The 22,089-nt window shown below is 71.1% G+C and carries 21 protein-coding genes and 1 pseudogene; 12 read left to right on the forward strand and 10 right to left on the reverse strand.

Going from position 1 to position 22,089, the window contains the following annotated elements; genetic code table 11:
- Positions 1-882 (reverse strand): alkaline phosphatase family protein, encoded by an 882-nt coding sequence (locus BLW86_RS38205; protein ID WP_093878260.1) that lies wholly within the window; start codon positions 880-882, stop codon positions 1-3.
- 446 nt (positions 883-1,328) lie between these two features.
- Between BLW86_RS38205 and BLW86_RS38210 the strand changes: the two genes are divergently transcribed.
- On the forward strand, positions 1,329-2,807 hold the full coding sequence (locus BLW86_RS38210) for a glutamate-cysteine ligase family protein (RefSeq protein ID WP_093878261.1): 1,479 nt from the start codon (positions 1,329-1,331) through the stop codon (positions 2,805-2,807).
- A 42-nt stretch (positions 2,808-2,849) separates the two neighbouring features.
- On the opposite strand, the gene BLW86_RS38215 is transcribed toward BLW86_RS38210, so the two are convergent.
- Positions 2,850-3,296 carry a MarR family winged helix-turn-helix transcriptional regulator gene (locus BLW86_RS38215; protein ID WP_177181886.1) on the reverse strand — a complete coding sequence of 149 codons (447 nt, stop codon included), beginning with the start codon at positions 3,294-3,296 and terminating at the stop codon, positions 2,850-2,852.
- Positions 3,297-3,414: 118 nt separating this feature from the next.
- On the opposite strand from BLW86_RS38215, the gene BLW86_RS38220 reads away from it, so the two are divergent.
- Positions 3,415-4,245, forward strand: a complete 831-nt coding sequence (locus BLW86_RS38220; RefSeq protein WP_093878262.1) for an alpha/beta fold hydrolase — start codon at positions 3,415-3,417, stop codon at positions 4,243-4,245.
- Positions 4,246-4,372: 127 nt separating this feature from the next.
- Positions 4,373-4,711: pseudogene (locus tag BLW86_RS38225) on the forward strand (EF-hand domain-containing protein); the annotation flags it as partial.
- A 31-nt stretch (positions 4,712-4,742) separates the two neighbouring features.
- Here BLW86_RS38225 and BLW86_RS38230 read toward each other — a convergent pair.
- Positions 4,743-5,078 carry a thioredoxin family protein gene (locus BLW86_RS38230; protein ID WP_093878264.1) on the reverse strand — a complete coding sequence of 112 codons (336 nt, stop codon included), beginning with the start codon at positions 5,076-5,078 and terminating at the stop codon, positions 4,743-4,745.
- Between the two features lie 101 nt (positions 5,079-5,179).
- On the opposite strand from BLW86_RS38230, the gene BLW86_RS38235 reads away from it, so the two are divergent.
- On the forward strand, positions 5,180-5,443 hold the full coding sequence (locus tag BLW86_RS38235) for a VOC family protein (protein ID WP_093878265.1): 264 nt from the start codon (positions 5,180-5,182) through the stop codon (positions 5,441-5,443).
- Positions 5,444-5,458: 15 nt separating this feature from the next.
- Here BLW86_RS38235 and BLW86_RS38240 read toward each other — a convergent pair whose 3' ends face one another.
- Together BLW86_RS38240 and BLW86_RS38245 are read right to left on the reverse strand one after the other, a co-directional pair.
- Positions 5,459-5,926, reverse strand: coding sequence for a hypothetical protein (locus BLW86_RS38240; protein ID WP_143060326.1), 468 nt, complete (start codon positions 5,924-5,926; stop codon positions 5,459-5,461).
- Positions 5,927-6,457: 531 nt separating this feature from the next.
- Positions 6,458-7,333, reverse strand: a complete 876-nt coding sequence (locus BLW86_RS38245) for an IS5 family transposase (RefSeq protein WP_093878267.1) — start codon at positions 7,331-7,333, stop codon at positions 6,458-6,460.
- A gap of 98 nt (positions 7,334-7,431) precedes the next feature.
- Between BLW86_RS38245 and BLW86_RS38250 the strand changes: the two genes are divergently transcribed.
- On the forward strand, positions 7,432-8,313 hold the full coding sequence (locus tag BLW86_RS38250) for an IS5 family transposase (RefSeq protein ID WP_093878422.1): 882 nt from the start codon (positions 7,432-7,434) through the stop codon (positions 8,311-8,313).
- 311 nt (positions 8,314-8,624) lie between these two features.
- Here the strand turns inward: BLW86_RS38250 and BLW86_RS41675 are convergent, their stop codons facing one another.
- From BLW86_RS41675 to BLW86_RS38265, 3 genes are all read right to left on the reverse strand, one after another.
- A complete protein-coding gene (locus tag BLW86_RS41675) occupies positions 8,625-9,041 on the reverse strand; it encodes a hypothetical protein (RefSeq protein ID WP_143060328.1) in 417 nt (138 codons plus the stop codon).
- Positions 9,042-9,089: 48 nt separating this feature from the next.
- The gene (locus BLW86_RS38260; RefSeq protein ID WP_093878268.1) at positions 9,090-10,697 is read right to left on the reverse strand and encodes an amidase family protein; all 1,608 of its coding nucleotides are present in this window, start codon (positions 10,695-10,697) and stop codon (positions 9,090-9,092) included.
- Positions 10,698-11,316: 619 nt separating this feature from the next.
- Positions 11,317-12,084, reverse strand: a complete 768-nt coding sequence (locus tag BLW86_RS38265) for an SDR family NAD(P)-dependent oxidoreductase (RefSeq protein ID WP_093878269.1) — start codon at positions 12,082-12,084, stop codon at positions 11,317-11,319.
- 330 nt (positions 12,085-12,414) lie between these two features.
- On the opposite strand from BLW86_RS38265, the gene BLW86_RS38270 reads away from it, so the two are divergent.
- From BLW86_RS38270 to BLW86_RS38285, 4 genes are all read left to right on the forward strand, one after another.
- Positions 12,415-15,114 carry a helix-turn-helix transcriptional regulator gene (locus tag BLW86_RS38270; protein ID WP_177181887.1) on the forward strand — a complete coding sequence of 900 codons (2,700 nt, stop codon included), beginning with the start codon at positions 12,415-12,417 and terminating at the stop codon, positions 15,112-15,114.
- Positions 15,115-15,227: 113 nt separating this feature from the next.
- Positions 15,228-16,214 carry a GNAT family N-acetyltransferase gene (locus tag BLW86_RS38275; RefSeq protein WP_256341592.1) on the forward strand — a complete coding sequence of 329 codons (987 nt, stop codon included), beginning with the start codon at positions 15,228-15,230 and terminating at the stop codon, positions 16,212-16,214.
- A gap of 61 nt (positions 16,215-16,275) precedes the next feature.
- Positions 16,276-16,515 carry a hypothetical protein gene (locus BLW86_RS38280; RefSeq protein WP_030691035.1) on the forward strand — a complete coding sequence of 80 codons (240 nt, stop codon included), beginning with the start codon at positions 16,276-16,278 and terminating at the stop codon, positions 16,513-16,515.
- Positions 16,515-16,892 carry a fic family toxin-antitoxin system, toxin component gene (locus BLW86_RS38285; protein ID WP_093878271.1) on the forward strand — a complete coding sequence of 126 codons (378 nt, stop codon included), beginning with the start codon at positions 16,515-16,517 and terminating at the stop codon, positions 16,890-16,892. Before BLW86_RS38280 ends, BLW86_RS38285 begins: the two co-directional genes overlap by 1 nt.
- An 84-nt stretch (positions 16,893-16,976) precedes the next feature.
- Here the strand turns inward: BLW86_RS38285 and BLW86_RS38290 are convergent, their stop codons facing one another.
- Both BLW86_RS38290 and BLW86_RS38295 read right to left on the reverse strand, forming a co-directional pair.
- A complete protein-coding gene (locus tag BLW86_RS38290) occupies positions 16,977-17,618 on the reverse strand; it encodes a response regulator (protein ID WP_093878272.1) in 642 nt (213 codons plus the stop codon).
- A 50-nt stretch (positions 17,619-17,668) separates the two neighbouring features.
- Positions 17,669-18,883, reverse strand: a complete 1,215-nt coding sequence (locus BLW86_RS38295) for a sensor histidine kinase (RefSeq protein ID WP_093878273.1) — start codon at positions 18,881-18,883, stop codon at positions 17,669-17,671.
- Positions 18,884-19,035: 152 nt separating this feature from the next.
- On the opposite strand from BLW86_RS38295, the gene BLW86_RS43650 reads away from it, so the two are divergent.
- The 3 genes from BLW86_RS43650 to BLW86_RS38310 all read left to right on the forward strand — a co-directional run bounded on the left by BLW86_RS43650 (position 19,036) and on the right by BLW86_RS38310 (position 21,648).
- Positions 19,036-19,572 carry a hypothetical protein gene (locus tag BLW86_RS43650; RefSeq protein WP_256341593.1) on the forward strand — a complete coding sequence of 179 codons (537 nt, stop codon included), beginning with the start codon at positions 19,036-19,038 and terminating at the stop codon, positions 19,570-19,572.
- Between the two features lie 168 nt (positions 19,573-19,740).
- A complete protein-coding gene (locus tag BLW86_RS38305; RefSeq protein ID WP_093878274.1) occupies positions 19,741-20,571 on the forward strand; it encodes a hypothetical protein in 831 nt (276 codons plus the stop codon).
- A 90-nt stretch (positions 20,572-20,661) separates the two neighbouring features.
- Positions 20,662-21,648 (forward strand): aldo/keto reductase, encoded by a 987-nt coding sequence (locus BLW86_RS38310; RefSeq protein WP_093878275.1) that lies wholly within the window; start codon positions 20,662-20,664, stop codon positions 21,646-21,648.
- Positions 21,649-22,089 lie beyond the last annotated feature (441 nt).

A 22,089-nucleotide genomic window follows, 5' to 3' on the forward strand; every position in this document is an offset into this window, starting at 1 on the left:
TCACGGCGTCCAGATGCCGGTGATCGGGGTCGCGTTGGCGGCCTGGCCGGCGTGCGTGGTGCCGTACATGTCCTCGATCGTGCGGAGCAGGTTGTAGTGGTTGTACGTGGTCGCGGACGTCGAGCCCGGGATCACCTGCTGGCCGTACAGGACGGTCGCGATCTTGTTGCCGGCGAGCCGGTTGTCCTCGTCGAAGGTGACGACGAGGAGGCTGTTGTGGGTCTTCGCCCAGGTCGCGTAGGCGCCGAGCTTGTTCTTCAGCCAGGTGTCACCGGTGCTGACAGAGCAGTCGTGCATGTCGCTGCACAGGTTCGGGACCACGAAGGACACCTGCGGCAGCGTGGTGTAGTCGGTCGGGAACTGGGCCATGGTGTACGCCGACGAGGTCGGGACGTTCGAGAAGCCGAACCACGGGTTGTGCTTGCGGGCGTAGTTGCCGCTGCTGCACGTGGTGGACCCCTGGCTGGGGAGCGTCTCGTTGTAGCTCTTCCAGGTCTTGCCCGCGGCGATCAGCTCGGAGGCCAGGTTCGGCGCGGAGGAGAAGCCCGGCGTGTAGCAGGAGTCGTCCGTGATGCCCTGGGTGGAGCCCGAGAACATCGCGAAGTAGTTGGGCTGGCTGGGGTGGGTCTCGGCGTACGACTGGGTGAGGTTGGCGCCGCCGCTCTTCAGCGAGTTGATGTACGGGGCGCTGGAACTGCCGATGATCTGGCTGTAGGCGTGGTTCTCGAAGACCACGACGACCACGTGGTCGGGGGTGGGGACGGTCGCCGCCGCCTGGGCCTGCGACGTGCCGCCGAAACCGGCCCACAGGCCGATCGACGTGGCCGCGAGACCGAGGGCGGACAGAAGGGCGGTGCGGCGTTTTCTGGGCGCGCCGGACACGGCTACCTCCGGTTGAGGGTGATGACTACGGGAGCGGTGCAAGCGGCAGGCTAGGTGTGGGCATGTCAACCTGGAAGGTGTTCCGTGTGAAGACCCGGGAAACGTCTCGTGCCACCACGTGGAAACCCCCGCCCACCTGCTCGACCGTTCTTTGCCCCCCGTCCTCCAGTCTCCGCCCGGCGGGCCCCGGCCGCAGGGCGCCGGCCGACACCCGTCGCGATCGAGGCCGGACGTCCTCGTCGGGGACGTCCGGCAATCCGGCGGAGCGCGGGAGGCATCCGGCGGAGGACGGGAGGCATCCGGCGGAGGACGGGAGGCATCCGGCCCTCCACCTGGTCTTTCCGCCCCCCGCCGGGGGCGGGGGCGGTCCGTGCCGGGCGCAGCCCGCTTCCTGGTGGCACGCTGAAGGAAGGAGGATCCGCGCCGCCGAGCCCCGGGAGGATCCGATGGGACGTGACGTCCCGGCGCTGACGTTCACACGTGACGACCGCCGTCGTTTCCGCGACAGGACGCGCGCCTCCCTCGACGTCCTCGCCCGGATGCTGCGCGAGGCGCGCTTCGACGTGGATTGGCCGCGGGTCGGCCTCGAGATCGAGCTGAACCTCGTCGACGAGACCGCCAGGCCCGCCATGCGCGGCTCGGAGGTCCTGGGGGCCATCGCCGACCCGGCCTGGTCGAGCGAGCTGGGCCGGTTCAACCTGGAGATCAACATCCCGCCCCGCCGTCTCACCGAGGGCGGCCCCGACACATGGGAGGAGGAGATCCGCAACGCCCTGAACCACGCCGAGGAGAAGGCCGCCGCCATCGGCGCGCACCTGGTCATGATCGGGACCCTCCCGACCCTGGAGCGCGAGGACGTGAACCGTGACGCGCTGTCCGAGAACCCGCGCTACCACCTCCTCAACGACCAGATCTTCGCGGCACGCGGCGAGGATCTCCTCATCGAGATCGACGGGGTGGAACGGCTGCGGACCTACGCGGACACCATCACGCCCGAAGCGGCCTGTACCAGCACCCAGTTCCACCTCCAGGTCGCACCCGAACAGTTCGCCGCGTACTGGAACGCCGCCCAGGCCATCGCCGGCGTCCAGGTCGCGCTGGCGGCGAACTCGCCCTTCCTCTTCGGCAAGGAACTGTGGAGCGAGACCCGCATCCCGCTGTTCGAGCAGACCACGGACACCCGGCCGGACGAGATCAAGGTCCAGGGAGTGCGGCCCCGCGTGTGGTTCGGCGAACGCTGGATCACCAGCGTCTTCGACCTCTTCGAGGAGAACACCCGCTACTTCCCGGCGCTCCTGCCGCTCTGCGAGGACGAGGACCCCGAGGAGACCCTCGACCGCGGCGAGATCCCGCACCTGGCCGAACTCACCCTGCACAACGGCACGGTCTACCGCTGGAACCGCCCCGTCTACGCGGTCGTCGACGGGGTCCCGCACCTCCGCGTCGAGAACCGGGTGCTGCCCGCCGGACCGACCGTGGCCGACGCGATGTCGAACGGCGCCTTCTACTACGGTCTCGTCCGCGCCCTGGTCGACGAGGACCGGCCGGTATGGACCCGGATGTCGTTCGCGGCCGCCGAGGAGAACCTGCACACGGCGGCGCGACGCGGCATCGACGCCGAACTCTTCTGGCCCGGCACGGGCCAGGTGCCCGTCACCGAACTGGTCCTGCGCCGACTCCTTCCGCTCGCCCACCGGGGTCTGGAGGCCCTGGGGCTGGACGCACAGTGGCGTGAACCGCTGCTCGGCATCGTCGAGCAGCGCTGCGTGGCGACCCGCAACGGCGCCGTGTGGCAGGCGGAGATGTTCCACCACCTCCACGACATCGCCCACCTCGACCGGCCCGCGGCCCTGCGCCGTATGACCAGCCAGTACATCGACTTCATGCACCTCAACGCCCCGGCCCACACCTGGCCGGTGGAGTGACCGGCAGGGGTCGCGTCCCGCCCCGGGGCGCCGGCGGCGGGTTCAGCCGCCGAGGCGTGTGAGGGCGCTCGGGCCGAGGTGTTCGGCGATGACGTCCAGCGCGGCCTTGACCTCCTCCAGGCGCGCGGGGTCCTCCAGTACGCGAGTGAGGACGCCGTCGATGTCGACGGAACGGACTTCCGCGACGCGGGGGGAGACGGCCGGGGAGGGGGTGATGAGGGTGCGCCGACGGTCGGCGGGGTCGGTGCGGGTCTCGACCGCACCGGCCTCACGCAGACGGGCGACGCAGGCGGAGACCTTGCTCTGGGGGAAACCGGTCCGCGCGGCGATGTCCTTGATGGGCGTGCCGGGATGTGCCTTGATGTCGGCCGCGACGATGACCACCGACTGCGTGCTCGTCCCGTGGGCGCCGATGCCCTCGGTGGGGATGGCGGCCTCGCCGAGCTTCATCAGGGTGCGGCCCAGGAGGGCCAGATCCATGCCGTTCATCGGAACAAGGTACATCGCCGAAGATGCATCGTAAGGAATGGATCACCAAAGATGCATCAGTCTTGATGTATCTGAAGTGATGCATTAGCGTGAGGGCATCACCGACGAAGGAGAACCCATGCCGACCACCGGTTTGCTGCCCGTCGACGGCGCCACGCTCTACTTCGAGCAGCGCGGAACCGGACCGCTCCTGCTCATCGCGCAGAGCGGCGAAGGCGACGCCCGGCGCAGCACCGACCTCGTCGACGCCCTGGCCGACGACTTCACCCTGATCACCTACGACCGCCGGGGCCTGTCCCGCAGCACCCTCGACGACCCCCACCGGCCGGTCGCCATGGCCGACCACGCCGACGACGTCCACCGCCTCCTCGCGCACGTGGCCGACAGCCCGGCCCTCATGCTCGGCTGCAGCTTCGGCGCGGTGATCGGACTGCACCTGGCCGCCGAGCACGGCGACCAGCTCGACACCCTGATCGCCCACGAGCCCGTGGCGCCCTGGCTGCTCGACGCGGAAGCCGAACCCCACCGCCGCGAACTGGCCGGGCTGCAGGACCTGTTCGCCACGGGCGGTCTGCCCGCGGCCCTCCCTGCCATCGCGAAGTCCCTCGGCATCGACCCGGCACACCCCGACACGGAGCCCGGCCTGACCCCGCAGCCGATGGACGAACAACGCCGGAGCAACTTCGCCCGCTTCATCACCGACGAGTTCACCATGCTGCGGACCGACCCCGGCTGCCGCGACCGCCTCGCCACGACCAGGACCCGCATCCTGCCGGCCACCGGGCGCACCACTCCGACCACGGTCTTCGACCACCAGGCCGCGCACCGTCTGGGCGCGCTGCTCGAACGACCGGTCCTCACGTTCCCCGGCGGGCACAACGGCAACACCACACACCCGCGGGCCTGGGCGGCACAGCTCCGTACCCTCCTGTACGCACACTGCCGGTGACGGCCTCTCCGGACGGGGCGCGCGAGACGGCGGACGCGCGCGGGCGGGGTGCGGCGCACGCCCTTCCGCGTCACCGGGCGCCGTTGGAGAGCGGCTGCTCGGGGGCAGGATCGCGGGGGGACTCCCCGACGGAAGGGTCGACCTGGGCGAGATCCTCGCCGTGGTGGACCGGCTGCCCACGACGAGCGAGGTCGTCGCCGAGACCGCCGAGACCGCCGAGACCGTCTTCGACGCCGTCGACGAGAACGGCGACGGCCGTATCTCCCCCGCCGAGCACCGGCGGCTGGTCGACACGTGGCACGGCGAGAGCGTCGACCTCGGCGACGTCTTCGACCGCCTCGACCGGGACGGGGACGGTTACCTCAGTCGTACCGAGTTCACCGAACTGTGGATCCAGTTCTGGATCAGCGACGACCCGTCCGAACCCGGCAACCAGCTGTGCGGCCCCGTACCGCCCTACCTCTGACAAGCATCCGGGCCCGGGCGGGAGCCGGCTCTCAGAGGCCCTCCAGAAGCCCTCGGACCTCGCCGGTGCTCGTAGGCCCCGTGCCCTGCGCCACCGCCTGCCCGCCCTTCAGCAGGACGTAGGACGAGGCTCCGGTGATCCCGTATCGCTCGGTCGCGGCCGGACAGCGCGTGATGTCGATGCGGACGGCCGTCAGGCGGCCCGCGTACTCGTCGGCGAGGGCACCGACGACGAGGTCCATCGTCCGGCTGGGCTCGATCGCCTTGGGCCATGTCCCGATGAAGTACGCGAGGACCGGGACTTCGCTCATCCTGAGGATGAAATCGACCTCCGCGTCCTCACGGGGGCGGTGAACCCGGTTCGCCATGGAAGCTCCTGATCTCGCTCTTCGTCTTTCCCCACCCATCATCTCCCGCGCGGAGCGGGCCGTGCGGCCCCGCACGAGTCAGGTCCGCGAAGCGATTCGTCGTGGACAACGCCGACGAGGTGTCACAGCGCGTCCACGAGTGCGGCGGCACCGTCGACCTGCTGGTCGACGGCGAACCGGTGGCGGGCATCCGCTGCGGCATGGCACCGGGGTGGCCGCACTGGCAGGTGCACTTCGCCGTCACCGACGCCGACCTGACCGTACGCCAGGCCGTCGGGCAGGTCCTTGACGGCTGGAGGAGACCCCGTACGGCCCGGCTCGCCGATCCGCGGGGCGGGCGGTTCTCCGTCATCGAGGTGGGCTGATGCAGGCGCGGCCGCTCACAGCCTTGACACGATCGCGCGGGCCAGCGTTTCGAGGTGGTCGCGGATCTGACTGGAGTGCTGGTCGGGGATTCCCGGGGCAAGGGGATCAAAGGCGTAGTTGACGGCGAAGTTGACCGAGCCCTTGCGCACGTACAGATGGCCACCGATCGAGGCTTCGTCGTACAGGGCCACGTCGCCCACTCCGGCCACCGGTAGAGTGCCGGGCTTGGTGTGCTGGCTGACCTCGAAGGGCAGCAGGGCGATGAAGACGATGCGGCCCTTGGCAGCGGCGTTCACGTAGGTGCACTGCGTGAGGCCGGGCAGGGCGCTGTCGTCCCGCCTTCCCTTGGTCGGTTTGCCGAGGACCGCCCCGACCTCCTCCTCGGTCGCCAAAGCGCAGACGTCCAGCGCCGGTTTCGTGGGTGCGGCGTGCGCGGAGTCGCCGGAGCTGGTTGCGCAGCCACTCTGTGCGAACAGGATCACCAGGCCCAGAACTCCCGGTAAGAAGCTGAACCGTGCCGGCCTTCGGGAACGCGTCATGTCCGGCCCCCTCTCGTCGAGTCGGTCGTCGGGGCGTCGTCGGCCCGAGGCGCACCGGGCGCAGCAGGCCGTTGCAGACGTTCATGTGACGACGCGTCATCTTCTGGTGGCGGCCAGCCTAGTGCGGCCTTCATGAAGATTTCTATGATTTACGGTTCATTCCAGCTGCCCGTAACGGCGCACGCGAGCCGGTCGGCGCACCCGCCGGCCTCAGCCCTGCTGGCCCTCGAAGGGGAGGACGTCCGGGCAGTTACGGTCGCGGCCTGGTGAACAGTCCTGGCTCGGTCTCGGCCAGGATTCCGCGCCCGGTTAGGCCGCGTATCGAAAGTGGATCTTCATTCGTAATGCGGTGGGTGCGGTGGCGGGGCTCAGGTATCGTCGTTCTAGCTGCAATCCCGGTGCTGCAAAGACGGGCGATCGGGCAACGGAAAACCGGGAGTTCCCGTTGCGTGCGCCCGTACCAACCATCTTTCGTCACAGCCATTCGTTGATGGCTGCGACGAGAACGGTTGCTTCGTAGCGGACGGCGAGCTTGTCGTAGCGGGTGGCCACAGCCCGGTGTCTCTTGAGGCGGTTGATCCCGCACTCGACCACGTGGCGCTCGCGGTAGTCGACCGGCTCGAAGCGTGGCGGCCGGCCGCCACGGGAGCCGAGCTTTCTGCGGTTGCGTGCCTGGTCGGCCTTGTCGGGGATGGTGCAGCGAATTCCGCGGCGGGGCAGGTAGGCGCGGTTTCTGCGGGAGGCGTACGCCTTGTCGGCCCGTACGCGGTCGGGGCGGACGCGTGGCCGGCCCGGCCCGATGCGGGGCACGCGGACCTTCTCCAGCACCGGCTCGAACTGCGGCGAGTCTCCACGCTGTCCTGCCGTCACCACGATCGACATGGGTTTCTGACCCTGCTCGACGGCCAGGTGGAGTTTGGTGGTGAACCCGCCGCGTGAACGTCCCAGCCCGTGATCACCGGGCTCGGTGAAGACACCGCCCGGTGGCTCCTTCTGCTGGTCACCCCGCGTCCGGGCCCCGGCCGCGTGCTGATGGGCGCGGCAGACCGTGGAGTCGACGCTCAGGTCCCACACGATCGCGCCCTTCGCGTCGGCCAGGGACTGGAGCCGGGCGAGGATCCGCTGCCAGGTGCCGTCCCGCTGCCACCGGCGGAACAGGTCGTAGACCCGGCCCCACGGCCCGTACTCGACGGGTACGTCCCGCCACGGCACACCGGTCCGGACCCGGAACCGTATGCCGTCGATGAGCCGTCGCCGAGGCCAGACGGGTGGCCGCCCCGACCTGGCCCCCTTCGGCAACAGCGGCTCCAGCGCCGCCCCCTGCTCGTCCGTGAGATCTCCCCGCGCCATGAACCGTGATCATTCACGTCTCAAGATCTACTTTCGACACACGGCCTAGGTTCTGTCCGGCGGATCATGTGATCGCCCCATGGACCATTGTGTTGGTCGTGGGGCGGGGTGATCTTACGAACGACGAGTGGGCGCAACTGGCACCACATCTACCGAAGACCGGGTGCCGTGGCGGACGTTGGACTGATCACCGGATGGTGATCAACGGGATCCTGTTCCGGGTCCGCACGGGTGTCCCGTGGCGGGACCTGCCGGAGCGGTTCGGGAACTGGAAGACCCTGTACGAGCGCCACCGCCGGTGGTCGGCGGACGGCACTTGGGAAAGGATCCTCCAGACCGTTCAGGCCGAGGCGGACTCTCAGGGGCGCATCGACTGGAGCATGGTGGGCGTGGACTCCACCTCGTGCCGGGCCCACCAGCATGCTGCCGGTGCGCCGCGCAGGACACCCAGGATCCCGAAGCGGAGATCAACACCTCGGCAACACCGCCCCGACGAAGGACTCGGCCGGTCCCGTGGCGGCCTCACTTCCAAGATCCACCTTGCCGGGGAAGGCGGCCGCCGTCCCCTGGCCATGCTGATCACGCCCGGTCAGTGGGGCGACAGCCCACAGCTGATCCCGGTCCTTGAACGCATCAGGGTCAAGCGCCCGAGCGGCGGGCATCCGCGCACCCGCCCCGGCCACCTCGGCGGCGACAAGGCGTACAGCTCCCGCCGCAATCGCCGCTACCTGCGTAGACGCCAGATCAAGCACACCATCCCGGAGCCGAAGGACCAGCGGGCCAACCGCCGGCGCCGCGGCAGCCGAGGAGGCCGGCCTGCGGGTTTCGATAAGGAGATGTACAGGCGCCGGAACGAGGTCGAGCGGACGATCAACCGACTCAAGCACTCCAGGGCCGTCGCGACGCGGTATGACAAGCGTGCCTACGTCTTCCACGGCACCGTCACCGTCGCGTCGATACGCCTCTGGCTCAGACCGTGATCAGCCCGCGTCCGGAGTATCGGCCTGCTTCGCCGGCTCGGCAGTGACCTGCCTCAGCAGCACCGTTGGCGATGGCATGACGGCGTACCAGGTGTTCGCACTCTCCTCGGTGACCGGGGCCCAGGCTGCAACTACGGGGAGTTCACAGTGGTCGCCGGCCTCCAGCGGGGGCAGCGTCCAGGACATGCCGTGGTAGTGACCATAGGTCCACGCCCCACGTGCTGAACGAGTGGTTGTGTACCTCGTCGATCAGCGCAGCCCACCGCCGGGGTACCTCTCCTGCGTCGGCGGCCCCGCAGATCGCCTCCTCGTCACTGCCTCCGACAGTGAGCCGGATCGTCTCGTCCTCCACCGTAATAGCTGCCAGCGCCTGCCCCCCCGTCGTACCCTCCGTCTGCACCGTCCGGAAGCCCTGCCGAGAACTGCACTCGCCCGAGCGGCGTGAAGGCGTCGATTCGCCAGACTGCCGCACGGCAGTCGATCAGTGGCCCCCAGTTCTCGGGGTCGAGCTCGGGATCGTACGGGGTCAGCAGCAGCTCGACGCGGGCCCCGGGAGTTACCCAGCGGGCGAGCGTGCAGTCGCCCGGAAGTTGGAACAGCTCATCCGGCTGCAGCGGAAGGCTGGTGTTCCCAATCGTCGTAGTGAAGGTCAGCGGGCCGAATGGCGTGTCGATAGCCGGCTGATCGGAGGAACGCAGGCGGGTGCGCGGGAGGGTGGGGAGCAGCACCGCCCCAGCCTACTGCGGTGTGACCCGTTAAGATCCGCCGGACAGAACCTAGGGCCTGTCCGACGTCACCGAGGGCAGGTACCGCGGCGCACGCCAGGCGCCGAGCCGCTGCTCGACCGCGGCCCCCAGCGACAGCAGGTCGTCGTCCTGGTGGTCGCCGGCCATCAGGAGCAGGCCGACCGGCAGCTCGCCGACGAATCCGGCGGGGACGGACAGCGAGGGGTAGCCGGCGACAGCGGCCGGGGTGGAGGACGGGATCACGTCGTTGTCGCCCCGCGCGCAGTCGGTCGTCCAGGCGGGCGGGTTCGCCGGAGAGGCGATGGCGTCCAGATCGTGGGCGGCCATGGTCTCGTCGATGGAGCGCCGGGACAGGTCCTTCAGCTCCGCGCGCATGGCCCGGTGGCGCGGGTCCGTGGTCGACGGCGCGGCGAGGGCCTGCTCGAACAGTTCCTGACCGGCGAAGCAGGTCTGTTCGGCCGGGTGCGTGCGGTTGAACTCGATCAGGCCGGCGAGGTCGCGAGGCCCGTTGCGGGAGGCGAGGTAGGCGTCGATGTCCCGGTGGAACTCGCTCAGCAGGGCCGGGAACTCGAGCTCGGCGAGCCTGTCCTGGTACGGGGGCGTCACCTCGACGACCTGGGCCCCGGCGGCACGAAGCCGTGCCGCGGTCCGGGTCATCAGGGCGTCCACGTCGGCGCCGAGCGAGGGGAGTCGCCACAGGCCGATCCGCTTGCCGCGCAGGGAACCGGGGCGCGGGAGCGCCTCCGTGAGGCCGGGGGCACCGCCGGCGCCCGCGGTGTCGTGACCGCTGAGCACGGAGAAAGCGATCGCCGTGTCGACGACATTGCGTGCCAGGGGACCGGCCGTGTCCTGCTCGGCGGAGATCGGGACGACGCCCGCCTGGCTGACGAGTCCGAGACTGGGCTTGTGGCCGACGACCCCGTTCATCCCGGCCGGGCACACGATGGAGCCGTCCGTCTCGGTGCCGACGGCCACCTGCGCCAAGGAAGCGGCGACGGCGGCGGCCGAACCGGAGGACGATCCGCACGGATTGCGGTCCAGGACGTAGGGGTTGTGCGTCTGCCCGCCGACCGCCGACCAGCCCGACGTCGGCTTCGCCGCGCGGAAGTTGGCCCATTCGGACATGTTCGCCTTGCCGAGGATCACCGCCCCTGCCGCACGCAGTTTTCCGACCAGCTCGGCGTCCGTGTCGGGCGGACTTCCGGCCAGTGCCAGCGACCCGGCCGTCGTCGGCATGTCCCGGGTGTTCACATTGTCCTTCAGCAGGACGGGAATGCCGTCGAGCGGGCCGCGGACCTTTCCGAGGCGATGCCTGACATCACTGGCGGCTGCCTGGCTCAGGGCCGTCGGGCTGATGCGCAGCACCGCGTTGATCTTCGGGTCGACCGCCTCGATCCGGCGGAGGTACGCCCGGGTCAGCTCCGACGAGGTCAGGCGCCCGTGCTTCATGCGCGCCTGCAACTCGGGGATCGTCACCGTATCCAGGTCCACCCCCCGCGGGAACGGCGACTCGACGCGGGACGCGGAACGATCGGCACCGGGCTCGGCGGCCACCGCACGCTGCTCCGGCGCACCTGCCGACAGAAGGGCTGCCACGGCCAGGGCCGCGGTCAGTGATGCGACGCTTCTCTTCTTCATGGGGGACACCCCACTGCAGGAGGAGCGCCGGGCACAAGGAACTTCTGCGCCTCTCCACACCGCCGGAGAAAGCACGTTCGGTCGTTCGGCCCCGTGTCGGTGACAAGGGCCGTCGGCGGTTTCAGCGGCTGTGGGCCGGTGAAGGACATGTCTGGTGTCCGGAGAGACAGAGGACACCAGCGGGCGATCGAGGGGGTGTACGAGCGGTTCGGCTTCGTCGGATCCGTCGCCGAAGGGCATCTGGTCATCCCCGTACGCAACGTCGAACAGGCCACGGGAGACACATGGGGCACGGCCGTTCCCGGCCGGCATCCGGGACGGCTCGTCGGCCGACCTCCCCGCCCTCATCCATCTGGGTGCTCTGCCGGCAACGGCGTCCGAGCGCCTTCACCGTACGCGAGCCGGCCGACAGCCTCACCTGACGAGTGGCACGTCAGACAGGCTGCACGTACCAGCAGAGATTCCCGCCGAGTGGCCGGATGACGGCCGCTGTCCTGACAGGACGCCCACGACCGGCCGCTCCGCAACCTGCACGAGTGCCGGGCGCCCGCGCCCTCGGCCGCGCCGGCCAGCCGCAGCGGTTCACCACGAGCGGCGGGTTCACTCTCGTACGTGGTCGTCAACTCCGCAGGTGAGAGGCGCCGTTGAGGTCGAGGATCGTGCCGGAGGACCATTCGGCGGCGGGGGAGGCGAGCCAGAGCACCGCCGCCGCGATCTCCTCGGCCGATCCCACCCGGCCGAACGGGCTCTGCTCCCGGATCGACGCGCCCTCGGGCCCTTCCAGGCGCGGCGCGACGCGCTCGGTCGCGAAGAAACCGGGGGCGACCGAGGCGACGGCGATCCCGTGAGGGGCGAGCGAGACCGCGAGCGACTGGCCCAGCGAGTGCACGGCGGCCTTCGTCGCCCCGTACGCCGGGTGGTCGGGCTCGCCCCGGAAGGCGCCGCGGGAGCCGATGTTCACGATCCGGCCTCCCGTCCCCTGCTCGATCATGAGCCGGGCGGCGAGATGACTCAGGTTCGCGGTGGCGAGCAGGTTGACCGCCACGTGCTGCTGCCACACCGCCACCCACTCCTCGTACGAGGTCTCCGCCAGGGGGTGACGGATGTTCACCGCCGCGTTGTTCACCAACACGTCGATCCCGCCGAGACCCTCCGCCACCATGTCCATCACGGCAGCCGCCTGCATCGGGTTCGCGAGGTCGCCGCCGACCAGCACGTGACCCGTCCCGGTGAGGGACTCCAAGGTCACGCGTGCCTCCTCGGCACGCGAGCCGAAGTGGACGGCGACCCGGTCGCCGTTGGCCGCGAACGCCTGGGCCACCGCGCGCCCGAGGCCACGCGACGCGCCACTGACGAGGACGCGCCTGCCTGACGCAGGCAGATTCATGAAGATTCCTTTCGAACCGCGACGAAGGAGGAGCCCATGACTCCCCAGCCGCCCCCTGAGTGCTCGGTCAGACCTTCCGTACGGCGGTGACGAGGCAACTCGGCCGGGCACGCAGGTCGTCGATCACCCACAGCGTATGAGATCCGCGGGGCGTGCTCGTCGCCTCCGGTGCCGGCAGGCTCCTCACTCTCCTCCGGGCGGCCTCGTCCACATCACCGGAACGAGTGGTGCGCACAACGACGTCCAGGCCGAGCCGGTCGGGGGTGCGCCCGGGGGACCGGAGAGACGGACACGACGGCGGATGATCAGCGGACGGGTAACCTGACCTGCATGCTTTACGGGAGGGATGCCGAGCGATCGGTCATAGGCAGGCTGCTCGAGGACGCCGGTGCCGGGGCCAGCGGTGTCCTGGTGGTCCGGGGCGAACCGGGCATCGGCAAGACGGCGTTGCTGGATTCCTTCGCCGACCAGGACGACATGCTGGTTCTGCGGGGCGTGGGGATCGAGTCGGAGGCCGAACTGCCCTTCGGGGGCCTGCACTTGCTGCTGCGCCCGGTCCTGGCGGACCAACTGAAGGGCCTTCCGGATCCTCAACGTCAGGCGTTGGAAGGGGCGTTCGGGCTGGCGCTCGGTGTGTCAGCGGACCGGATGATGGTCGGGCTCGCCGTGCTGACGCTCTTGTCGGAACTGGCCGAGGACGCCCCCGTGCTGTGCCTGATCGACGATGCCCAGTGGCTGGACCGGCCCTCGGCCGAGGCACTGCTGTTCGCCGCCAGGCGACTGGGCGCCGAGGGCGTCGCGATGGTGTTCGCGGTCCGCGACGGCGAGGCCCCCTTCCCCACGCCCGGACTGCCGGAACTGCGACTGACGGGGCTGTCCTGCGAAGCGGCCGCCGCGCTGGTCGACGCGCGCGAGGGGGACCTGGCCTCAGAGGTGCGCCGACGGGTCCTCGCCGAGGCAGGGGGCAACCCCCTCGCCCTGATCGAACTCCCCACCGCGCTGACCGTGTCCACCCCGGGCCCCGCGCTCCCGCTCACCAACCGGCTGCAGCTGGCCTTCCACGCACAGGCCGGCGGCCTTCCCGAGGCGAGCCGGACCCTGCTCCTGGTGGCCGCCGCCGACGACACCGGCGACCTGGGCCTGCTGCTGCGGGCCGCGGAGTCGATGGGCGCGGGCGTCGGCGACCTGCCCGCGGTGGAGGAGGCGGGTCTGCTGCGGCTCGACGGCCGGCAGGTGACCTTCCGGCACCCGCTGGTGCGGGCCGCGGTCTACCAGGGCACCCCGCTCGACCAACGGCTGTGCGCGCACCGGGCGTTGGCGGGCGCCTTGACGGACGCCGATCAGGCGGACCGACGGGCCTGGCACCTGGCCTCGGCCGCCACCGGACCCGACGCCGCCATCGCCGCCGAACTGGAGCGCACCGCCTCCCTGGCGGCAGAGCGCAAGGGATACGCGGCGTCCGCCGCGGCCTACGAGCGAGCGGCACAGCTGGCGGCCACGGCCGAGGTGCGCACCCGCCTGCTCACGCTGGCCGCCGAGACCGCCCTGGAGTCCGGCGCCCTCGCCCGGGCCCAGGCGCTGGCGGAGCGGGTCACCGATCCGGTGGCCCGCCGCGGCCTGGTCCGGGTCCGGGCGACGGCCGCGGCCGGACAGGGCTTCCTGCGCCAAGCCCATGCCCTGCAGCTGGCGGAGGCGACGAGGCTCGCGGAGCGCGACCCCGTCGGGGCGGTCGAGGTGATGATGGATGCCCTGCACACCACCTGGTTCTCGGGCGAGCACGACCTCGCCACCGTGACGGCGACCCAACTGGAGGCGCTCCGTCCGCCCGCCGGTGATCCCACCCGGTCGGTCCTACGACTCCAACGCTGGTTGACGGCCCTGGCGCTCGGCCGCTCCGCCGAGCGCCTGCCCGACCTGGCGGAGGTCTTCGCCCAGGCGGCCGCCGCACGGGCACACGAGGCCAGGGACGTACTGATGATCTGCGGCATCGGCCTGATGGGCGGCCTGGACACGGAAGCGGAGAGCCTGGCATCGGGCGTCGTGGCGGCGGCACGGACCGCGGGCAAGGTCGGCGTCCTGCCCGCGGCCCTGTACTACGCGGCGATCTCCCAGACGTTCCTCGGCCGCCACCGTGACGCCGCGACCAGCGCCGCGGAGGCGCTCGACATCGCCGAGGACACCGGGCAACCGCACTGGGTCGGTCACGCGCAGGGAGTACTGGCCCATCTGTCGGCGATCGAGGGCGACGAGACGCGCTGCCGCGACCTGGCCCGGCCGGCGCTGACCGACCCCGGCACGGGCGCCCGACCGGCGGGACTGCACGGGGTCAGGTGGGCGCTGGGCCTGCTCGACCTCGGCCACGGCAGGGTGAGGGAGGCCCTGGACCACCTGTCGACGCTGTACCACGGACCGGCACGGCACCAGCTGCCCGCCGAACGCAGCCTGCCCGACCTGGTCGAGGCCGCGGTGCGGCTGGGTGAACTCGACCTCGCGACGGGGGCGCTCGACCGCCTGACGGACCTGGCACGACGGGTGCCCGTCCCCTCGATCGAGGCGCTCCTGCACCGCTGCCGGGCCCTGCTGGACCCTGACGACGACGCCTTCGCCCTGTCGCTGCGGTTGCACCAGCGCGACAGCCGCCCCTTCGAACACGCCCGTACGCAACTGCTGTACGGCGAGTGGCTGCGCCGCGGCCGCCGCAAGACCGAGGCACGGGCGCAGCTGGCCGCGGCCCTGGAGACCTTCGACCTGATCGGAGCTCGGGCATGGGCCGACCGCGCCCAGTCCGAACTCGAGGCCACCGGCGTGGTCGCGACGACCCCGCGCCGCGGTCCCGGCGTACTCTCCCTGCTCACCCCGCAGGAACTGCACATCGTCACGCTGGCGGCCGACGGCATGTCGAACAAGGACATCGCCGCCCAGCTGTTCATCAGCCCCAGGACGGTCGGACACCACCTCTACCGCGCCTACCCCAAGTTGGGCGTGGCCTCGCGACACGAACTGTCCGACGCCCTGGCCGCCCACCAGTAGGCGATGACTGATACGGCAGCTCCTGTCGGTCATCGGGACAAGTAACGCGCGCCGATTCCGCAGGCGGGGCGGCTCCCTAGCGTGGAGACCACCCCGAACTGAGGAGCCTTTCCTTGTCCCAGCAGATCCACATCGCCCCCGTGGCCTGGCTGTCGGCCGAACAGACCGCCGCCTGGCACGCCGTGGTCAGCGCGGCCGTCGAGCGCGACCTCCCGGGCCGGCCGTCGCCGAGTCCCGAGCAGGTGCATGCCCAGCTCACCACGGCAGGACTGGACAGCCGCAGACTCTTCTGGCTGGCCGCCGAGACCGACGGCAGCATCGTCGGCGTGGCGGCGCTGCGCCTGTTCGACTCCGCCGGCCAAGGCCACCTGGCCGAGCTGGAGCTGCACGTCCACCCCGACGCCCGGCGGCGCGGCGCGGGCACGCAACTGCTGTCCGCGGCCGCCTTCGCCGCCCGGGTCGAGCAGCGCCGCAGCCTGCTGACCCTGGCCACCGACGGCACCGCCGGCGATGCCTTCTGCACCAGCCGTGCGTTCCGGCGCGTACTCACGCTCCATCAACTCCTGCTGCCCGTGGCGGAGGCGGACGACTCCGCGGCCGACACCGAGCACCCCGGCTACGAACTGGTCGGCTGGACCGGCCCCGTCCCCGACCACCTCGCCGCCCCCTTCGCCGAGGCGAAGAACGCGATGAACGACATGCCCACCGGGGAGATGGACTACGGCCACGTGAGCTGGGACGCCGACCGGGTCCGCAAGATGGCCCAGGTGCTCGCCGACCGGGGCGACACGCTCCTCACCCTCGCCGCCCTCAAGGGCGACACCATGGGCGGCTTCACCGAGGTCGTCATCCGTGCCGGGGAGACCCGCCGGGCCCTGCAGTACGACACCGCCGTGGTGCCCGCCCATCGCGGGCACGGGCTCGGGCTGTGGCTGAAGGCCTCCATGACGCGCACCCTCAAGGACACCCGCCCCGGCATCGTCGAGATCGAGACCGACAACGCCGACGACAACACCCACATGCTCGCCGTCAACCGTCGCCTGGGCTTCCGCCCCCAGCAGATCGTCCACGAATACCAGCTGGACCTGCCGGACGCCTGACGGCCGCACCGAGGGGCCCCGGACCCTTGGCCCGCATGGTAACGACTGTTACCATGCGGGTATGGCGAAGACACAGCTGGGCGCGCGCGTGGACGAGGACGTGGCGGAACTCGCGAAGAAGCGCGCCGCCGACCTGGGGCTGAGCGTGGGGGACTACCTCGCCCGGCTCGTGCAGGACGATGCCAGCGGCCTGCGCGCCCGAGCGGTGGACGCGGCCGCCCGCTTCCTGGCCGAACACCAGGCGGTCTTCGACGAGGCCGAGCAGGCCCAGCAGGCGCCCCGGGAAACGCGCGCTGCCTGATGGAACTGCACATCGACGTTCCCTGGATCCTGCAGGTCGCGGAGGCCGCCGGAGCGGACGACCCGGCCCCCGACGACTACGGCGTCCCGGTGTCGGCCGTCGCCCGCCACCGGGCCGAGGTGCTCGAACAGCCGGTGTACGACGGTCCCTATGCCAAAGCCGCCGCCCTGATCCACACCCTGGGCCGGTGCCGCTGGCTGGAGCGCTCCAACCTGGCCGTCGCCGCCGCGACCGGCGTCATGTACCTCGCAGCCGCCGGGGTCCCCGTCAAGCCGGCCCGCCAGGACGCCATCGCCCTGAAGGACCTGCTCCTCGACCCCACCTGCACGGCCGGGAGGGTCGCCGCCCTGCTGCGCACCTGGCCCACGGCCACCTGACGCGCGTACTCCTCCGGCACGGTTACGGCAGCGACGACGACCGCACCACCGGCGTCCGGCGTCCGGCGCCTCGCGTCGCGAGGATCAGTAGTCCGCCACGCCCAGGAAGCGCAGTACCGCCAGCACGCGGCGGTGGTCGGCGTCCGCCTTGGGGAGGTCGAGCTTGGCGAGGATGCTGTTGATGTGCTTGGCGACCGCGCTCTCGCTGACCACGAGCCGGGTGGCTATGCCCGCGTTGGACCGGCCCTCGGCCATCAGGGCCAGCACCTCTCGCTCACGGGCCGTCAGCCGGTCCAGCGGATCGCTCGGCCGCCGCACCAGCAGCTGGGCGACGACCTGCGGGTCGAGCGCGGTGCCTCCGGCCGCCACGCGCCGCAGGGCCTCGATGAACTCCTCCACGTCCACGACCCGTTGCTTGAGCAGATAGCCCACCCCGCTGGTGTGGGTGGCGAGCAGCTCGGCCGCGTAGCGTTCTTCGACGTACTGGGAAAGCAACAGCACGGCGGTCGACGGCCGATCGCGGCGGATCGACAGCGCGGCGCGCACCCCTTCGTCCGTGAAGCCGGGCGGCATGCGGACGTCCACCACCGCGAGGTCGGGCCGGTGTTCCTCGACCGCGGCCAGCAGTCCCGGCGCGTCCCCGGTTTCGGCCGCCACCTCGAAGCCCGCCATCTCCACCAGCTTGACCAGCCCGGTCCGCAGCAGCACGGAGTCCTCGGCGATCACGACGCGTTTCCTGGCAGGCGCCGCACGGTTCGTGTCGGACGCGGTACGGCTCAAGTCGGGCACGGCAGCTCCACGCTCATCATGGTCGGGCCCCCGACGGGGCTGGTCATCCTGAAGGTTCCGTCCACGGACCGCACGCGCTGGGCGAGCCCCTTGAGACCGCTGCCCTTGGACGGATCGGCTCCGCCCGTACCGTCGTCGGCGATCACCACGCGCAGTATCCCGCCCAGCCGGGTGACCGTCACATCCGCCCGGGTCGCCTCCCGCGCGTGCTTGGCTGTGTTCGTCAGCGCCTCGGAGACCACGAAGTACGCGACCGCCTCGATGGCGGGGGTCGACCGCTGCGGCAGGTCCACCCGCAGCCGTACGGGCAGGGGAGCCCGGGCCGCGAGTCCGGACAGCGCCGCGTCCAGCCCCAGCTCGTCCAGTACGGCGGGATGCAGCCCGCGGACAAGCTGGTCGAGTTCCTCGATCGCCTCCTTCGCCTCCCGGTGGGCCGTGTCGATCACCTCCAGCGCCTCCGGAGGCAGATCCTTCAGCGTCGCCTTGGCCAGGCCCAGATTCAGTGCCAGCGACACCAGGCGCTGCTGAGCGCCGTCGTGCAGATTCCGCTCGATGCGCCGCCGTTCGGCATCCGCGGCGTCCACCGCCCCGGCCCGGCTCTCGGTGAGATCGGCCACCCGCCGCGCCAGGTCCTCGTTCGGGTCGGGTCCCAGCAGACCGGGGGCCAGGTGTGCCTCGAAGCGGACCAGGGCCGCGGCGAGGGCGGGGACGGCGGCGAGCACGGCGAGTCCGGCCAGGGTGACGTAGAACGCCTGGGTGGTGTAGCCGGGGTGCTCGATCCGCCACTGCCAGGGGACCGCCCAGATCCACACGTACACCGTGGCGGCGGCCAGGCCCGTCGACAGCGCGGCGAGCAGAAGCGTTTCGAGCCCGCCGAGCAGCAACCCCGCCAGACAGTGGTAGGCGAACTGCCGCCAGGGCCGCCGCCACCCCGGGCGAGCGATCTCGATGCCGAGCAGCCGCCGGAACCGCCGGCGTTGGGCCGAGGTCAGCGCCGGCACGGCCGACACCACCAGCACCAGGGCCAGCCCCAGGAGTATCGGCGCACTGCCGTCCCGCCCCGCGGCGATCTCCCAGACGAGGCCGTAGACCATGAACAACAGGAACCCCATGAGGAGATGCAGCGGCACCCCCAGGGCGACGAAGGAGATGTCGCGGGTCAGACGGCCGAGCGCACGTCGGGACGCGGGCGGGATCTTCATGATCCAACACTAGGCGCCGGGCGCCACGCCCTGCCATGAAGCCGCTGCCCGGAAGAGGGGTGCAACTAGTACCACCCCAGGACGGACAGTGGTGTTACCGACTTCCGCCGACGGAGATCGCAGGGTTGGTCACGAGCCCGACAGCCGGGTTCATGACACCGGAAGAGGCCTCCGCCATGACCCTCATCGCCCCCACCCGCAGGTACTCCCCGGCCGGCTTCGCCCCCCGCGACTCCTCCCGCCCGACCCGCGCCGCCCGCTGGCAGGGACGCGTACTCATGGGCGCGGGCCTCGCTCTGCTGCCCTGGCTCGGCTACCTCGCTGCCACCCTCCCGCCCGCCGAGGCCGCGGCCTGGGTCACGCTCGACACCTTCGAAGCCGCCGCGCTGCTCGCCGCAGGCAGTCGCCTGCTGCACGGCGACAACCGTCACCGCGTGCCCGCGGCCGTCGCGGCGGTGCTGCTTGTCACCGACGCCTGCGTCGACCTCGCCACCGCCACCCCCGGCACGGAACTCGCCACCGCCGTCGTCATGGCCGTGGTCGCGGAGATCCCCCTCGCGGCCGTGTGCGCGATGCTCTCCGCACGCCCACGGCGCGGCGCTTGCCCGGCGGCCTCGTCGCCGCCGCTCTCGCCAGTACCCTCATCGGGCTCGACCGGTGACCACCAAGGCGCCCACCAGTCGCCATGACCGGCGACTGGCGGACGGACCGGACGGGGACTGTTCCGAGGGGCGAGACGAGGACGTCATCGGCGCGGACGAGCAGGAACCACTCGCCTCGTCCGCCCGTCCTCTCCACGGGGATTGCCACAGACTCCACACCCTTCCGCTCTTCACCACCGAGGTCCGAGGAGATCCATGGTCGACACCGCCAACTCGCTGGCCACCCGCGTCCACGAACTGCTGGTGGCGCTCCTGACCGGTGGCGCCGACGCGAGGGTGCCGGGACAGGGGGCCTCGCCCGCCCGTGGGTTCCTCGGCGCCCCACCGAGCGTCGACGTCACCACGGGCTTCCACGACGTCGTCGCGCGCGCCACGACGCTCGGCCCCGAGGGTACGTGGCTCGTCGCCGCGGGCCACGCGGGCCTCGGCGTCCTGGCCATCGCACGCGGACAGGCGGACCAGGGCCTCTTCCACCTCGACGCCGCGGTGACAGCCGGTTACAACGACTGCGTGACGTTCCACGCCGCCTCCATACGCCCGCTGCACCACGACCCCCGCTTCCGGGCCCTCTACCAGCGGATGCGCATCACCGCGGCCGACCTCGACGAGCTCTTCTGGCTGCACCAGGAAATGCAGCTCATGTCGCAGGACGCCAAGAGAGCGATGATCGACAACCTCGGCCGCCTCGACACCGGGGTGTCGCTGCTCCCGCAGGCCCCCATGCCGACCCGCGAACCGAACACCCCCGGCGTCCTGATCACCCGCATCGATCTCGCCGCGACCCAGACCGCGCTCCGACAGACCGCCCTGAAGCTGGACTTCCAGCGCAGCTCCGGCAACACCAGCCTCAGCCTCATCGACGACTCGTGGGACTACTCCCGTGCCAGGCACGACGCCTGGCACGCCGACGAGCTGGACTCCCGGCGCCTACGGGCCGCCGAGGCCCGGGCTTTCGTCGAACGCCCCGGCGCCGGCACCACGCTCACCCCCTGCCCGCCGCTGGGCTCGATCACGTACCCGGCCTGAGGTATTCGGCGGAAGGTCGCCGGGTTGACTTGGAGTGCGCTCCAACGCCTAGCGTCCTGAGCGATGATTCCGAGCTCAGGAGGCAGCAGCATGACCGACGTTCCCACCCGACACCTGGGCGGCCTGGAGGTCTCCGCGCAGGGCCTGGGGTGCATGGGCATGAGCCACGGCTACGGCGCCACGGACGACGCGCAGTCCATCGCGACCCTGCATCATGCCCTCGACCTGGGGGTGACCTTCCTGGACACCGCCGACTTCTACGGTGCCGGGCACAACGAGGAGCTGATCGGGCGGGCCGTCGCCGGGCGTCGCGACGAGGTGGTGCTGGCCACGAAGTTCGGCTTCGCCAACCGCCTGGGCGAGCCCACCCGGGTCCGCGGCGACGCCGCGTACGTGCGGCAGGCGTGCGAGGCGTCGCTGCGCCGGCTCGGGGTCGACCACATCGATCTCTACTACCAGCACCGGGTCGATCCGCAGGTGCCGATCGAGGAGACGGTCGGCGCGATGGCCGAACTCGTACAGGCCGGAAAGGTCCGCCACCTCGGGCTGTCCGAAGCCGGCGCGCACACCGTCCGACGGGCGCACGCGGTGCACCCGATCGCCGCGCTGCAGAGCGAGTGGTCGCTGTGGACCCGCGACCTGGAGGCGGAGGTCGCCCCGGTCTGCCGCGAACTCGGCATCGGTCTGGTTCCGTTCTCCCCGCTCGGGCGCGGCTTCCTGACCGGCCAGTACAGCTCGGTCGAAGGGCTGGCCGAGACCGACGTGCGGCGCAGCCAGCCACGTTTCGCCGACGGCAACCTCGAACGAAACCTGTTGATCGTCGAGAAGCTGAACGAGCTCGCCGAGGCGAAGGGGGTCACCACCGGCCAGCTCGCCCTGGCCTGGGTGCAGCACCGGGGCGACGACGTGGTGCCGATCCCCGGCACCCGGCGACAGCGCTACCTGGAGGAGAACCTCGCGGCCCTGGCCATCGAGCTGTCCGCCGACGACCTCGCCGCCATCGAGGCCGCCGCCCCGCCCGAGCGGGTCGCGGGCACCCGCTACGACGCCACCAGCCTCACCTTCGTCGACAACTGAGCCCGAGCGGCGGACCAGCGGCCGGGAACGCTCACGCGCACCTCGATCGACATGCTGCTGGAGCCTTGGCGGGCCTTCAGAGGTCTGATGCCCTGCCGCTCCCGGGGGCTTCCGGCGTGAGCCCGTACGGGAAGCGCAGCAGGGCGGCGACTCGCTCGATCGAAGGCACCGCCGCGCTGCTGCGTCTTGGGAACGAAGGCATATGCGGGATGATGTCGAAGAATCTCAGGCGCCCTCTGCCCTTGCCGTGGTGGCGCAGGTCCTCAGGGAGGGTCGGGAGCTCGGCGGGCATCGTGGGGTGTCCGGGACGGCGAACCCGCCGTGATCTTCGGCTGATCCCGGAGAACCGTCCTGATTCTCACCCTCACGGCCCTGAAACCCCTGCCCGAAGACGCCCTCGCCCCGGCGGACAGCGCGCACATCGCCCTCACCCGCTACGGC

Source organism: Streptomyces sp. TLI_105 (assembly GCF_900105415.1).
In the GTDB taxonomy this organism is placed as follows: Bacteria; Actinomycetota; Actinomycetes; order Streptomycetales; family Streptomycetaceae; genus Streptomyces.